12 protein-coding genes are annotated in these 12,877 nt (G+C 59.3%); 4 read left to right on the top strand and 8 right to left on the bottom strand.

The window, feature by feature from the left end; all coding sequences use genetic code 11:
• Positions 1–166 precede the first annotated feature (166 nt).
• Positions 167–2,881, top strand: a complete 2,715-nt coding sequence (locus L861_RS08935) for a nitrate reductase (protein WP_016416741.1) — start codon at positions 167–169, stop codon at positions 2,879–2,881.
• On the top strand, positions 2,838–3,758 hold the full coding sequence (gene cobA / locus L861_RS08930; RefSeq protein WP_016416740.1) for a uroporphyrinogen-III C-methyltransferase: 921 nt from the start codon (positions 2,838–2,840) through the stop codon (positions 3,756–3,758). Before L861_RS08935 ends, cobA begins: the two co-directional genes overlap by 44 nt.
• A 24-nt stretch (positions 3,759–3,782) precedes the next feature.
• On the opposite strand, the gene L861_RS25295 is transcribed toward cobA, so the two are convergent.
• The 4 genes from L861_RS25295 to L861_RS08915 form a co-directional block, all read right to left on the bottom strand.
• Positions 3,783–4,277 carry an SRPBCC family protein gene (locus tag L861_RS25295; protein ID WP_144062992.1) on the bottom strand — a complete coding sequence of 165 codons (495 nt, stop codon included), beginning with the start codon at positions 4,275–4,277 and terminating at the stop codon, positions 3,783–3,785.
• Positions 4,186–4,749, bottom strand: a complete 564-nt coding sequence (locus L861_RS24090) for an SRPBCC family protein (protein WP_174329829.1) — start codon at positions 4,747–4,749, stop codon at positions 4,186–4,188. The genes L861_RS25295 and L861_RS24090 overlap by 92 nt, the downstream gene beginning before the upstream one ends.
• 242 nt (positions 4,750–4,991) lie before the next feature.
• Positions 4,992–5,948 (bottom strand): DMT family transporter, encoded by a 957-nt coding sequence (locus tag L861_RS08920; protein WP_016416738.1) that lies wholly within the window; start codon positions 5,946–5,948, stop codon positions 4,992–4,994.
• A gap of 306 nt (positions 5,949–6,254) precedes the next feature.
• A complete protein-coding gene (locus tag L861_RS08915) occupies positions 6,255–6,737 on the bottom strand; it encodes a YbaK/EbsC family protein (protein ID WP_016416737.1) in 483 nt (160 codons plus the stop codon).
• Between the two features lie 135 nt (positions 6,738–6,872).
• Here L861_RS08915 and arfA point away from each other — a divergent pair, with 135 nt between their 5' ends.
• Entirely contained in the window at positions 6,873–7,016 is a 144-nt protein-coding gene (gene arfA, locus L861_RS24085) for an alternative ribosome rescue factor ArfA (RefSeq protein ID WP_016416736.1), read from the top strand.
• A 101-nt stretch (positions 7,017–7,117) separates the two neighbouring features.
• Here arfA and L861_RS08910 read toward each other — a convergent pair whose 3' ends face one another.
• Together L861_RS08910 and L861_RS08905 are read right to left on the bottom strand one after the other, a co-directional pair.
• Positions 7,118–8,482 (bottom strand): FAD-binding oxidoreductase, encoded by a 1,365-nt coding sequence (locus L861_RS08910; protein ID WP_016416735.1) that lies wholly within the window; start codon positions 8,480–8,482, stop codon positions 7,118–7,120.
• Between the two features lie 272 nt (positions 8,483–8,754).
• On the bottom strand, positions 8,755–10,392 hold the full coding sequence (locus tag L861_RS08905) for a helix-turn-helix transcriptional regulator (RefSeq protein ID WP_016416734.1): 1,638 nt from the start codon (positions 10,390–10,392) through the stop codon (positions 8,755–8,757).
• A gap of 775 nt (positions 10,393–11,167) precedes the next feature.
• Between L861_RS08905 and L861_RS23610 the strand changes: the two genes are divergently transcribed.
• The gene (locus tag L861_RS23610) at positions 11,168–11,797 is read left to right on the top strand and encodes a class I SAM-dependent methyltransferase (RefSeq protein ID WP_016416733.1); all 630 of its coding nucleotides are present in this window, start codon (positions 11,168–11,170) and stop codon (positions 11,795–11,797) included.
• A 29-nt stretch (positions 11,798–11,826) separates the two neighbouring features.
• Here the strand turns inward: L861_RS23610 and L861_RS08895 are convergent, their stop codons facing one another.
• Both L861_RS08895 and L861_RS08890 read right to left on the bottom strand, forming a co-directional pair.
• A complete protein-coding gene (locus tag L861_RS08895; protein WP_016416732.1) occupies positions 11,827–12,324 on the bottom strand; it encodes a GNAT family N-acetyltransferase in 498 nt (165 codons plus the stop codon).
• A gap of 72 nt (positions 12,325–12,396) precedes the next feature.
• Positions 12,397–12,873, bottom strand: coding sequence for a peroxiredoxin (locus L861_RS08890; RefSeq protein ID WP_016416731.1), 477 nt, complete (start codon positions 12,871–12,873; stop codon positions 12,397–12,399).
• Positions 12,874–12,877: the final 4 nt, after the last annotated feature.

Here is a 12,877-nt window from a genome sequence, read left to right as displayed (position 1 = left end):
TGCTACCCATGACATAACATTTTCCAATTCGTGTTCTGCCCATCATCGCCAACTTGGCGGTGGCGCCAACGGCGGCGCTCAAGGGATGAAGACGTTCGTGATACAAGGCAAGGGGGCCTGACGCTGCTAGCAGTGTCAGGCCCCCTTGCGTTAAGGAGGGAAGGTCATGCAAGCGTCTACGACGTGTCCCTATTGTGGTGTCGGCTGTGGCGTGACGGTCGACCATGACGGCAACACCATTCAGCATGTCGAAGGCGACCGCGACCATCCGGCCAACTTCGGCCGGCTATGCGTCAAGGGTTCGGCGTTGCATGAAACCTTGGGCCATCACGGGCGCCTGACGCGGCCTCGGGTCGATGGAGTCGATGTCGATTGGGGCACCGCGCTCGATGCTGTGGCCGAGCGGCTTGCCGCTGTGCGTGCTACTCATGGCGATGAGTCGGTGGCCGCTTATCTCTCCGGGCAGTTATTGACCGAGGACTACTACGTCGCCAACAAGCTGTTCAAGGGCTTCTTCGGCACGCCGCATCTGGATACCAACTCGCGGCTGTGCATGGCCTCGGCGGTGGCCGGCTACAAGCGCGCCTTCGGCGCCGATGCCGTACCGTGCAGCTACGAGGACCTGGAGGACGCCGAACTGGTAGTGCTGGTTGGCTCCAACCTGGCCTGGAACCACCCGGTGCTTTATCAGCGCCTGCGTACGGCGAAGACCCGCAACCCACTGATGCGGGTAGTGGTGATCGATCCACGCGTCACCGACACCTGTGAGATTGCCGACCTCTATTTGGGCCTAAAACCCGGCAGCGACGCCCGCTTGTTCAACGGCCTGCTGGCGTGGATGGCCGACAAGAAGCGCCTGGACCACGTCTATCTCGATGCCCATACCCAAGGCCTGGAAGGGGCCTTGGCGGCGGCCCGCGAGGATGACACCAGCATCGAGGCCATCGCCGCCGATTGCGACGTCGATCCCGAGCGCCTGCAGACCTTCTACTATTGGTTCGCCAGCCAACTGCATGTGGTGACGCTCTATTCCCAGGGCGTCAATCAGTCGTCCAGCGGTACCGACAAGAGCAATGCGATCATCAATTGTCACCTGGCCGGCGGCAAGATCGGCCTACCCGGCGCGGGGCCATTCTCGATCACCGGTCAACCCAATGCCATGGGCGGTCGTGAAGTAGGTGGGCTTGCCAACCAGCTCGCCGCCCACATGGACTATCACACCCCCGGCGCCATCGACCGCGTGACACGCTTCTGGTCTACCGACTCGCTGACGCCGGACCTCCCGCAAGGGCCGGGGTACAAGGCAGTGGAGCTGTTCGAGGCCATCGAGCGTGGCGAAATCCAGGCACTGTGGATCATGGCTACCAACCCGGCGGTCAGCCTGCCTGACGCCAATCGGGTACGCCGTGCCTTGGAGAAATGCCCGTTGGTGATCGTCTCCGAGTGCATGGCTGATACCGATCTGCTGGAATATGCCGATATCGTGTTGCCGGCGTCCTCGTGGTCGGAAAAAAACGGCACCGTGACCAACTCCGAGCGTCGCATTTCGCGCCAGCGCGGCATCCTGCCACCACCAGGGGAAGCACGCCACGACTGGTGGATCATGGTCGAGGTCGCCAAGCGACTGGGTTTTGGCGAAGCCTTCGCCTATGCCCACCCATGCCAGATCTTCGACGAACATGCGCGACTCTCCGGCTTCGAAAATGAGGGCGAAGGCTTCCGGCTGTTCGATATTTCTGGCCTTGCCGGCCTTGACCGCACGGCTTACGACGCCCTCTCACCGATTCAATGGCCGGTCAACGCCAGCGCACCCCAGGGTACGGCGCGGCTGTTTGAAGATGGCCGCTTCGCCACGCCGGATGGCCGAGCCAAACTGATACCGGTACGCCCGCAGGGGCCGGCCCAGACACTCAGCGAAGCGCGTCCGTTGCGACTCAACACCGGCCGGGTGCGCGACCAGTGGCATACCATGACGCGCACGGGCCGGGCGCCACGGCTGATGAATCACCGCGCCGAGCCTTTCATCGAGGTGCATCCCGACGATGCCTCGTCGCATGGTATCGGCGACCAGCAGCTGGCTTGTCTCACGAGCCCTAACGGCGAATATCGAGGTCGGGTGCGGGTCTCCAACAGCCAGCGCCGTGGCGAGGTGTTCGTGCCCATGCACTGGACCGACCGCTTCAGTGGCAACGCGCGTATGGGCAGCCTGCTCGAGGCGCATCTGGACCCGGTTTCCGGGCAGCCGGAATCCAAGCATGGTGCGGTGTCACTTGCGCCACTCGATACGGATTGGGAAGCCACGTTGCTGGTGGCCGGTGACTTGGCCAGTGATGCGACATGGCGTGAGGAAGCCGTCTACTGGGCACGCATTCCCTTGGCCAACTGTCAGCGCTGGCAACTGGCGGGTGGTGAGAACGAAGCTCGCGATTGGCTGGCCTGGGTACAACAGAGGTTGCCGGTGGCGCCGACACTATGGTGCGACGACCCCGCCAGCGGTCGTCTGCGGGCTGCCGGGATCGATAACGGCCGCTTGCGCTGGTGGCTGATGGTTGCCCCGCCTGCCGAGCTTCCCGGTTTGGCTTGGCTTGACGAGCGTTTCGCCGAGGCTCAGTTGGGCAAGGACGCGCGTCGCCGACTACTGGCTGGGTGCGAAGCCGGCGAAGCTGATAGCGGGCCGCTGGTGTGCAGTTGCCACCAGGTGGGCCAGAAGGCCATCGTCGAGGCCATTCGCGGTGGCGACACCAGCGTCGAGGCGTTGGGAGCGCGGCTGGCCTGCGGTACCCAGTGCGGCTCGTGCATCCCTGAATTGAAATCCCTGATCGAAGAGGAGAGGTCCCATGCGCGCTCTGAGCAAAAGCCTGAAGTCGTTGATGTTGCCTGAGACGTTGAGCAGTGCCGTCAGCGCCATGGCGCGTTTGGGACGCACGGCTGGTCATTATCTCGCAAGTGTCAAGGGAAGCCACGATGCGTTGACCCCACGCCTGCCGTTGCGCGGCGACTGCCGCCCCGGTACCGTTTATCTGGTCGGCGCTGGCAGTGGCGATGTGGAACTGCTGACCCTCAAGGCAGCGCGGCTGCTGCAACAGGCCGATGCCGTGGTTTACGACCGATTGGTTGGCGACGATGTGTTGGCACTGATTCCCGCCGGTCGTGAGCGCTACTATGTGGGCAAGGCCCGCGGTCATCACAGCGTACCCCAGGCCGAGATCGGCGCATTGCTGGTTGAATTGGCAGGGCAGGGCAAGTCGGTGGTGCGTCTCAAGGGTGGCGATCCGGGCGTGTTCGGGCGCATGGGCGAAGAACTCGCCGCGCTCGCCGATGCCGGGGTGCCCGCCGAGATCGTTCCCGGCATCACTGCCGCCTCGGCCGCCTGTGCCAGCATGGGCATCCCGCTCACCGACCGTGCCCATGCCCAGCAACTGCGTTTCATTACCGCCCAACTGTGTCGCGAGGGCGGCGAACCCGACTGGACATCACTTGCCCGTCAGGACGAGACCTTGGTGTTCTACATGGGGCTGTCCAAGGTCGACGCCATCTGCGCCGGGTTGCGCCGCGCCGGACTCCCCGACGACTGGCCGATCATGCTCGTCGCCAACGCCAGCCTACCCGAGCAACAAGCGCTCACCGGTACCTTGGCCGATATGCCAGCCAAGCTCGCCGAGCGGCCACTGCCATCACCGTGCTTGATCGTGGTCGGCAGCGTGGTACGGATGGTCGAGATGAGTCCGGCAGTGCAAGCCAGTCGGAGTGAGTGCTGACGGCAATCGGTGAAGGGAGAGGGCTTAAGTGAGTCTGGAACCGCCCTCGAGTAACGTTTTCAGTCGAGCATAAGCGTTGCGAATCGATCGCTGTGACAACCAAGTGATCAGTGGCGAGGAGCACTGTGGTACGCCTGGCAGTTGCAATTCGCCTTGTTCGATCACGCATGTTCCCCCGGGGACGGCAGAAAATATGCGGCTGCCATGGTAGGGGCAACGCCCGCCGTGACTGATGACGTGTATACCCTTGCCTGGATTCAAGTTGGTAATTTCGAATTCCCAACGAAAGCGGATGCCGAAGCTGTGCCGGACCTCAATGAAACGGGAACCACGGCTGAACGTTCCCTCTGTAACAGGAATCAGCGCTTTGATGTCAGGCTGCCAACGTCGTTCATTGCGCAAATCGGCAACATAGGCAAAGACGACGTCAGGGGCAGCCGCTATGACTGTTGTGTGTTTCAAGCGTATAACAGCCAAACGTGGTCTTTTCTCCTTCGGGAAACTGGAGTGTCCCAGCATGATGCTGCATGTAGGCACGTAGTCCAGCTTCGCCGCGTGGTGTAGTCCAGATGTGGTTTCGCGCAAACACCGGTTTCAACAGTGGCGATAGTAAACGGACGATAGGCTTATTAACGGTAACCTTCCATTCGAGGCCGATACATGAACCATCTTCATACTCCTTCAACTGTGCACACCACACTCCTTCGAGGTCCCCTTGGCTACGAACTTCGATCCTGGAGTTGGGCTCCAACGCCGAGACCTCAAGAAGAAACCGCAGTTTGTAAGGCAAGAAACCACGTGCTTTCACCCAAGCTCGTGCACCTACGCTCAGTCTATCAGCTCCTTCCAAAGGCTTGACTTGCAGATAAACACCATCCCACCAGCGAGGTAGATGACAAGGGTGCGCTGTCGATATAGCTGCCCATATCTCTTCCGGCGAATAACCGGGAACCGTCCATGTCTCCATGAAGTGAAATTTATTGCTCTTCATATGCAGTCCTTTGCATGTGTCATTCAGTGACTAAGGGCGATATTCCAGGGAAGAATGTGCTGGTCAAGTCAGTGCGGTCATGCCGGCAAGTGACTGTTTTCCGATAGTCACGGGCATAGAAATTGTTTTCCGGGATGAACAAGCCCACTCAGCGTAGAATAAAATAGGTGTGGTTGCATGACTGGTAAACTCTCATCCTCGTTCGCCGCTCGCATTCCTTTCAGGTCATTGCGCCACCGTAATTACTTGCGGGTAGCAATGACGACACCAACTGCCGCCACGGCCATGCCCACCCAGGCTAGCGGCGGCATCGCTTCATCGATCAGTAACCATGAAAGCAGCGCGGCGCAAGGTGGCACTAGATAAAACAGTGCCGAGACCCGCGAGGCTTCCCCGCGACGTATCATCGCCAACAGCAGGGTAATGGCAATCAGGGAATTGCCGATCACCAGATAGGCGAGGGCAGCGATCATTTCTCCGGCCCAGGTGATGTGCAGGCTGCTGAACAACAGCCCTAGCGGCAGGGTGGTGATCAGGCCAGCCGCGTATTGCACCGTGTTGGCGGTGACGGGATGCTGCGCCACGCTGAAGCGCTTCTCGTAAAGGGTAGCGGCGGTGATGCCTAGCAGGGCCGCAATGGAACTGGCTAACCCTAGTAGCGAGGTGGCTTCGATCGTCGAGCGACCGAGGATGACGATTGCGGCTCCTGCCAGACCCAACACGAAACCGACCCATCGCTTCAGGCCGATCACTTCCTTGACCAGGGCCGGGGCCAGTAGCGCGACAAGAACCGGCTGCAGTGAAACCACCAATGCCACGGTACCCGCCGAGGTGCCTAGCGCGAAGGCGGTGTAGCAGAACCCAAAGTAGACCGTCTGGATCAGGATGCCGACTACGCACAGGTGCAGCCAGTCGATTCGCCGCGTGGGCAGGGGCGGGCGCAGCCAGATAACCAGCGGTGCCAGCACCACGAGTACTAGCGCAAAGCGTAATGTCAGAAAAACGATGGGGTCGACATAGGCAGTGCCGATCTTGGCGACGGGAAAGCCCAGCGACCAGAGCAGCAGAAAGGCTGCAGGGGCGGCGCGCAACCATGGCGAGGGATCGGTAGCGTTAGGTGTTGCTGTGGTGAGGATACGCTCATCCTCGGCCATGATCGCTCGGCCATTCTCGGGTCTGGCACTGGTTCCATTGGGCATGACGGCTCCGGCGGTGTGGGAACGTGCATGTATATCGTCACTTCTCTTGTGATTCGGGGAGCGTTTCTTCCCCTGTCCCGAGCGAACGTTGCATGCAGGTGTCGGCACGATCAGTTGCGGAGACCGGCGCGTCGATAAGCCCTTTCGCGGTGGGAATATCGTGCTTCACTGCCATGCTTGGGACCCTCTCTGGTCAGGTATCGGAAATATGGACTTGCTCAGCATGGCCAGTCATGACCCTGAACTCGGCCTGAGCCGATAACGTCTAGAATTCGGCTTCTTGGATAACTTGAAGAATCTAGCGATTCATTCGCCCGCTGCCGCCACCGGCAGCTTGCATACATCCACCCACTCGGCCTCGACCAGCTCTGCCAGCCGTTCGGGGCACAGGCGTACGGCAGTGTGCTGCGAGCCAGCGGCCGGCAACACTTCAGAGTAAGCCTTGAGCGACTCGTCGCAATAGACTGGCAGCGGCGTGGCCAGCCCGAACGGACAGACGCCACCCACTGGATGGCCGGTCAATTCCAGCACCGTCTCGGCATCCAGCATTTTCGCCTTGCTATCGAAAGTTTCCCGCAGCTTGCGATTATCGAACCGCGCGTCGCCACTGGCGACCACCAGCACTTGCCGCTCGCCGACACGAAAGGCTAGCGTCTTGGCGATCTGCCCCGGTGCCACGCCATGTGCTTTGGCGGCCAGATCCACGGTGGCGGTGCTGACATCCAGCTCGATGACCTCGATATCCGGGGCCTGTTCGGCGAAAAATCGACGAACGGATTCCACGCTCATGCGATTGCTCTCCTTGGTCATGCATCGGTAGAGGTTAATCAATAACCGATGCACGGGCTGAATGCCACCGTCGCCGGGTGGAAAACACCATGATGATTGGCATATCATCGCCGCGTTCAACACAGGAGACTTTCGATGAAGAAACCTAAGATTCGCGACAACGCCTTGAAGGCGCAGCTACGCACTCCGATGTTCAAGATGCAGCAGCAGAAGCCCAAGAAGGGCAAGGGAAGCTATTCCCGCAAGGGCAAGGGGCGGGAGTATCGCCAAGCGGCCTGATCAGGCGGTTTCGCGATACTTCTGCCTCAAGAAACACGGAATAAATGTCCGTGCTAATTCAGTATTCCCCTCAATTACTTCGTTGCACGGTGCGAGGGTGATCACGCTGTGCTGGATGCCGGCTTGATGTTCTGGTTGAAACGGAAGACGTTCGTGGGATCGTACTTACTCTTCAGGGCGGCCAGCCGCTCATAGTTGGCCCCATAGGCAGACCTGACCCTGGCCTCGCCTTCCTCACCCAGGTAGTTGACGTATGCCCCGCTCTCCAGAAAGGGCTCCACAACGCTGTAGCACTTTCGGCCCCATTGGATGTTGGCATCGGAGTCTGCGGGATTCTGCCACATCCGTAATATCAGGACGCTGTGCTGAGCTTGCCGGTGACCGAAAGCGGTGTCCCAGGCTCCCACGCGACTGACTGCTCCCCCCAGGTGTTCGATGGCGATCGCGGCAAATGGCGCAGGCATGTCGGCGACGAAGAAGTCCAGGAGCGCTTCGATGAAGTCGTCGCTGAATTCGCGTACGAAGCCGCTTTTCCAGTAGTGGCGCATGCCCGGCTGAAAAACGTCCGTTAGCAAGTTCTGGACCGTCTCGTACGGGACGGAATCGATAGTATCAAGCCTGGGGGAACCGAGTTGCCGCAGAGGGCGCAGCACCTTTTCGCCAGTGTCGATCTCTCCGCAATAGCAGACCTCGAACGAAAGCCCCGGCCCGTCAAGTGTCGAAACGAGGGCTGCATCCACGCGCAGTTCATCTGGGGCGTCAGTCGACCAGTCACGGTAGAATCGCAATGCTGTCTTAGCCTGGTCCAATGGGAAGATGATTTCGCCTCCGAGCACAGGCCCCACGGGATGAAGCTGATACTCGAAAGACGTCACTACGCCGAAATTACCGCCACCGCCACGCAGGCCCCAGAATAGATCCTCGTTCTCGTTGGCACTAGCGGTCACGAGCCTGCCGTCCGCAGTCACCACATCGGCGGATAACAAGTTGTCGCAGGCGAGACCAAACTTGCGATTGAGATGCCCGATGCCACCCCCCAAAGTGAGCCCTCCTACCCCGGTGCTAGGAACGATCCCGCCAGTGGTGGCCAAGTCATAGGCTTGGGTTGCACGGTCGAAGCCACCCCATGTGGTGCCGCCTGCGGCGTGGGCGGTACGTGTAATCGGATCGACCTGAACGTCCGTCATCTCCGATAGGTCGATGACCAGGCCTTCATCACATACGGCGCTGCCTATCACACTGTGGCCGCCGCCGCGCACGGCTATCGGCAGGTCCATTTCACGGGCGAAGTGGACGGCTGCGATCGCGTCCGCCACATCCACACACCGCGCGATCAGGGCAGGACGTCGATCTATCATCGCGTTGAAGACTTTACGAGCATCGTCATACTCGTCGGTCCCCGGTTGGAAGAGCTGTCCTTGTAAACGTTCTCGAAGTTGCCGAATGCTGCTGATGTTGACGGTCATGGCAGATCTCCTGTCCCAGGAAACATGTTCCACATGTCAAGCTTGGGACAGGAAGCCAGGGCAGCGCATCGGCGATGCTACCCAATGGCTTCACATAGCGTTATGGGTAGTTTCCGCCAGCCATGGATCAGGCTTTGTCCGAAAAGGCGTCGAGCGATGGCCGGACAAGGCAAAAATCAGCGAAAAGGACGGAGTTTACGTGGGTGTAAATGAGGTCTTTGAGCTGATTTTTAACGCAGTATGGGCAAGCGTAGATAGTTTTCGGATAAAGCCTAGAAGAGGTTGTGATGGCCTGCATAGGCCGCGGCGGCGGCCCGCGAAGGCATGTTGAGCTTGGCGAGGATGTTACTGACGTGGCGGTCGATCGTACGCTCGCTCAAGGAGAGTTCGATGGCAATCGCCTTGTTGGTCTTGCCTGAGGCGATTAACCGGAGCACCTGGATTTCGCGACGCGTCAGGTGGTGGCGATTGTCGGAAGCGTCGAGGGGGGAGAGAGTCTCGAGGCGAGACAACTCCGCTGCGGCTCCCAGGTGCTGGAGGTTCCAATGCGCTGCGTCGAACTCCATCCTGGTCGCGTCGTCGTCGCCTAGTCGGTGGCAGGCGAGTCCGATGAGAATTCGGATGCGGGCCAATTCATACGGAGCTTCGAGTTTTTCCCAAATCCTAGATGCCTGACGCAGCGGTTCCAGGGCCGCCAGGGGCTCATCTTCGGCAAGCAGGATAGCACCCTGCGCGCCGGTCGTTAGGGCCCACAGGAGAGGGGCATCGAGAGTTGCGGCGATCCTGGAAAGTTCATCAGCGCCGGCACGAGCCGCCGGCACATCTCCCACGCTGAGCATGATTTCGATATAGGCGGGAAGAATGCCGGTGCGGGTCGTCCGATCGGTTGCCTCATCAACGATCCGTCGAATTGCAGCTTCGGCGACGGCGACTTGGCCCTGGGCCAGTCGCAGCAGGGCCAGGCCGGGATGAAGCGTATACCCCCATCTGCTGGCCTGATCGTACGCTTGCTTGGCTTTGGTGTACTCGCCACGTAGACGATGAAGTTCGGCACATAAGTAGAAGGCATAGCCGGTGGCGGCCTCTCCGGGCCGAAGACATAGCTGATGGCAGGCTTTCTCCGCTTCGTCCATGGCTTCCAGCCAGGCACCGTGCAACTGCATGATCTCGGCACGGTGCACCAGGCATCGTCCACGATAGGGGACCAGGTCCGGCTGGGATTCACACCACTGTGTCAGCGCCGCTGTCCATTCCTGCGCCCGACGCAGATCGAAAATCTGCTGGCACGTCTCGATTACGCCGCAATAGATGATTCCCGCTGCCAAAGGAGAAAGCTCACCGGCTTCCATAGCCACCATGGCTTCGTCCAACAGGGTTGTTCCTTCCTGGATTCTGCCCGCTTCGATCAGAGACTGACCTCGGCCGAGGCAGGATATGGCCAGCAGATTCGGATCTCCAAAGCGCCTACCGGATTCACCTACCTGACTGAAGATGGCATAGGCTTGTGCGTGGTCACCCCTGCCAAGACTCTGAAGCGCGTCGGGGACCATCACGTAGCCAGCTTCCACGCAGTCGAGCCCTTCCTCTTCCAGGAGCCGACGGGCCCTGGCGATCCAGGCACCGCCTCGCGCCTTTTCGCCACTCATCAGCAATACGAAGCCCAGCCAGAAAGCACACCGGGCAGCACGCGTAATATCACCCGCCGCGAGAGCGTCGTGGTGAGTGTGTCTCCAAAGATCGTGGCTCTCGGTATCCTTGCCTACCAGATAGGCGGCAGTGGCGAGCCGCTCGAGGTCGGCCAAATCCAGCGGTGTGCCCTGTGTGGTACTGGACAGTTTGGCGTAGGCGTCCGCCCATGCCTTTCGCTGAAAAGACGCCCGCCCAGAATGAAGTGTACCGGCCGTCTTCATATGTCCCCTGCCGGTTTACCGGTCTTATCGAAGAAGCCCGACGTTCTGGTCTTTCATTATCACCTTCGATGGTTATAGCGCAGATTCCATCTCTGCGGCCAATTGGCTGGTGGACGTACCCTTCATCGGATTCAGGCTGACGATCGCTGCAATACGGCCTTACAGGCTCGTATGCAGCGTAGTGCACCTGTCCGATAGATGATTCGATCAGGCTAGTGGTTTCTACAGCATGTTTGGGGCTTCATTAAACGAAGGTAGGGTTGCACCGGCGCCTTACACGCTTGAAACTGCATACCCGATGTATGCATCGTTTTGCGGTACGATTCTTACAATTACAATAAATCCGCACCAATAAAAAAGTCCCCCGAAGGGGACAGGGGAGCACGCCAGCTCACTCGGTTTATCGCTACAGCGTAGCGACATTGAAATTTGGGCAAGTTTCCAAGCTGATCCTCTCTATTCGACCAAGCCGTGCTTGGTGTTTACGTGCCTAATACCATTCGAAAATCACGCCAACTTATCGAAATCCATTGAAAATCAGTGGGTTAGGTTGGTTTTTGCCGTCATGTGCGAATGATGGGGGCGCAATATCAAGGTTTCCCTGCACCAATAGACGCCTTTCTATACCGCGGTGCATCATGCCGGGGCATGTGTATGCGGTTCTGAAGCACCCAGAGAACATTCATATACTCTAGTTTGAGATCGTTACCCTCGGATGACTGAGTTTTCAGGGTTGGATTAATGCGGGCAGACTAGCAGCTGTGAACGGTGCGTCATGATCAATTGCGGTACCTTTGAGGCGACACGTGAAGCCATCGTGGAGCTATGTCACGTCCAAGGCGCGGCGCGCGTGCTGGACGTCGGCTGCGGTTCGGGCGCACTGCTGGCGGCTCTGGCGCCTGAGATCCGTTTCGGTGTCGGCATCGATAGGTGCGAAAGCGCCATCGACCTTGCTCGCCGCCGCACCGCTGGCCTCGATAATCTGGCCTTCCATACGTTATCCGCTGAGCACCTCCCGGACCATGACCTCGAGAACTTCGATGTCATTCTATTCGTCGGCTCGCTGGAGCATATGGCCGATCCCTACATTGCCTTGAGGGCAGTATCGTCACGAGCGCACGATGGCAGTCGGATTGCCGTCGTGGCGATCTCGCCAACGGCCCCCCATGCACGCCTTTCCCGCAGTGCGTTGCGCTGGAGTGCCAATCCGGTGGTGGCACACCTTGGGGCGGACAGACTGCATAGCGTAGCCCAACACGTAGGCCTTGAAGTGGATGACGTGCGCCCACTTTATCGGGGATCGCACAGGACGCGAGGAACTCGGGTTGTCGGATGGGCATTGAAGGAGTACGACAGGCTAGGTGGTCCAACCTGCCTCGTCATCCTCAGGCCATCCTGCCGGTGATTCTTGACGAGACTTCCTGAAGTGCCTTCTCAAGGAACTTGCCGGCGTAATTGTTTATGCATGATGTAGGTATCCACGAGCCCTAGCCGCTTGTGGCGATAGCCGTTGGGAACGGTGCCGATGATCTCGTATCCCAGCGACTGCCACAGCTTGATGGCGGTTTCATTGGTCGACACTACGGCATTGAACTGCATGGCGAGGTAGCCTGCCTCGATGGCTTGGTCTTGAGAGTGCCGGCACATTGCCCTGGCGACGCCTTTGCCGCGTGCCTCGGGCGCGACTATGTAGCCACAGTTGCAGACATGATTACCGGGACCTGCCGCATTGGGTTTCAGGAAATATGAGCCCAATATCTTGCCGTTTTCCTTGGCGACGAACGTGAACTGTGGGAGTTCGCACCAAAGGGTGTAGGCATCCTCGTAGCCGATATCGGGATCGAAGGCATAGGTTTCCTGGGCTTCTACCACGGCTTTGAAGGTGGGCCAGAAACGTCTGAAGTCGTCTGCCGTGATTGCTGTTATTTCCATGAGACAAGTGTCCTAATGCATGGCGCGACGGAAATAGCCGGCGTCAAACGCCGGCTGGATACCAGAGGTTCTTCAAAGCTGTTCAAGCACGGTGTTGGCACTGCTCTGATCCACCCCCTTGGTATCGATGCCAAGATACTCCACCACACCGTTAGTGGCGATCAGTGCGAAGCGTTTGCTGCGAGTGCCCATGCCACCACCGCTGGCATCCATATCGAGTCCCAATGCCTTGGCGAACTCGGCATTGCCATCGGCCAGCATCTTGATCTTTTCGGCGTTTTGTTGCTTCTGCCAGGCATCCATCACGAAGGCATCGTTGACCGCCATGCAGGCGATGGTGTCTACACCTTTGGCCAGGATATCGTCGACCTTGATCACGAAGCCTGGCATATGGGTATTGGAACAGCCGGGAGTGAAGGCACCGGGTACCGCGAACAGTACGACGCGCTTACCGGCGAACAACTCAGCGGTGGAAATACTCTCCGGACCATCGACCCCATTGGTCTTGATGGTCACATCGGGAATTCTGTCGCCTACGGAGATGGTCATACGT

The sequence above is a fragment of the Litchfieldella anticariensis FP35 = DSM 16096 genome, assembly GCF_000409775.1.
GTDB lineage: Bacteria > Pseudomonadota > Gammaproteobacteria > Pseudomonadales > Halomonadaceae > Litchfieldella > Litchfieldella anticariensis.
The sequence above is the reverse complement of the archived record's forward strand: the minus strand, read 5'-3'. Positions and strand labels throughout refer to the sequence as shown.

Excerpts from the sequence above, each read along its gene's own strand:
- L861_RS23610 (WP_016416733.1), top strand. The coding sequence starts at position 11,168 with ATGATCAATTGCGGTACCTTTGAGGCGACACGTGAAGCCATCGTGGAG.
- L861_RS08910 (WP_016416735.1), bottom strand. The coding sequence starts at position 8,482 with ATGACCGTCAACATCAGCAGCATTCGGCAACTTCGAGAACGTTTACAA.
- L861_RS08920 (WP_016416738.1), bottom strand. The coding sequence starts at position 5,948 with ATGCCCAATGGAACCAGTGCCAGACCCGAGAATGGCCGAGCGATCATG.
- L861_RS24090 (WP_174329829.1), bottom strand. The coding sequence starts at position 4,749 with ATGAAGAGCAATAAATTTCACTTCATGGAGACATGGACGGTTCCCGGT.
- L861_RS08895 (WP_016416732.1), bottom strand. The coding sequence starts at position 12,324 with ATGGAAATAACAGCAATCACGGCAGACGACTTCAGACGTTTCTGGCCC.
- L861_RS08915 (WP_016416737.1), bottom strand. The coding sequence starts at position 6,737 with ATGAGCGTGGAATCCGTTCGTCGATTTTTCGCCGAACAGGCCCCGGAT.
- L861_RS08905 (WP_016416734.1), bottom strand. The coding sequence starts at position 10,392 with ATGAAGACGGCCGGTACACTTCATTCTGGGCGGGCGTCTTTTCAGCGA.
- arfA (WP_016416736.1), top strand. The coding sequence starts at position 6,873 with ATGAAGAAACCTAAGATTCGCGACAACGCCTTGAAGGCGCAGCTACGC.
- cobA (WP_016416740.1), top strand. The coding sequence starts at position 2,838 with ATGCGCGCTCTGAGCAAAAGCCTGAAGTCGTTGATGTTGCCTGAGACG.
- L861_RS08935 (WP_016416741.1), top strand. The coding sequence starts at position 167 with ATGCAAGCGTCTACGACGTGTCCCTATTGTGGTGTCGGCTGTGGCGTG.
- L861_RS08890 (WP_016416731.1), bottom strand. The coding sequence starts at position 12,873 with ATGACCATCTCCGTAGGCGACAGAATTCCCGATGTGACCATCAAGACC.
- L861_RS25295 (WP_144062992.1), bottom strand. The coding sequence starts at position 4,277 with ATGCTGGGACACTCCAGTTTCCCGAAGGAGAAAAGACCACGTTTGGCT.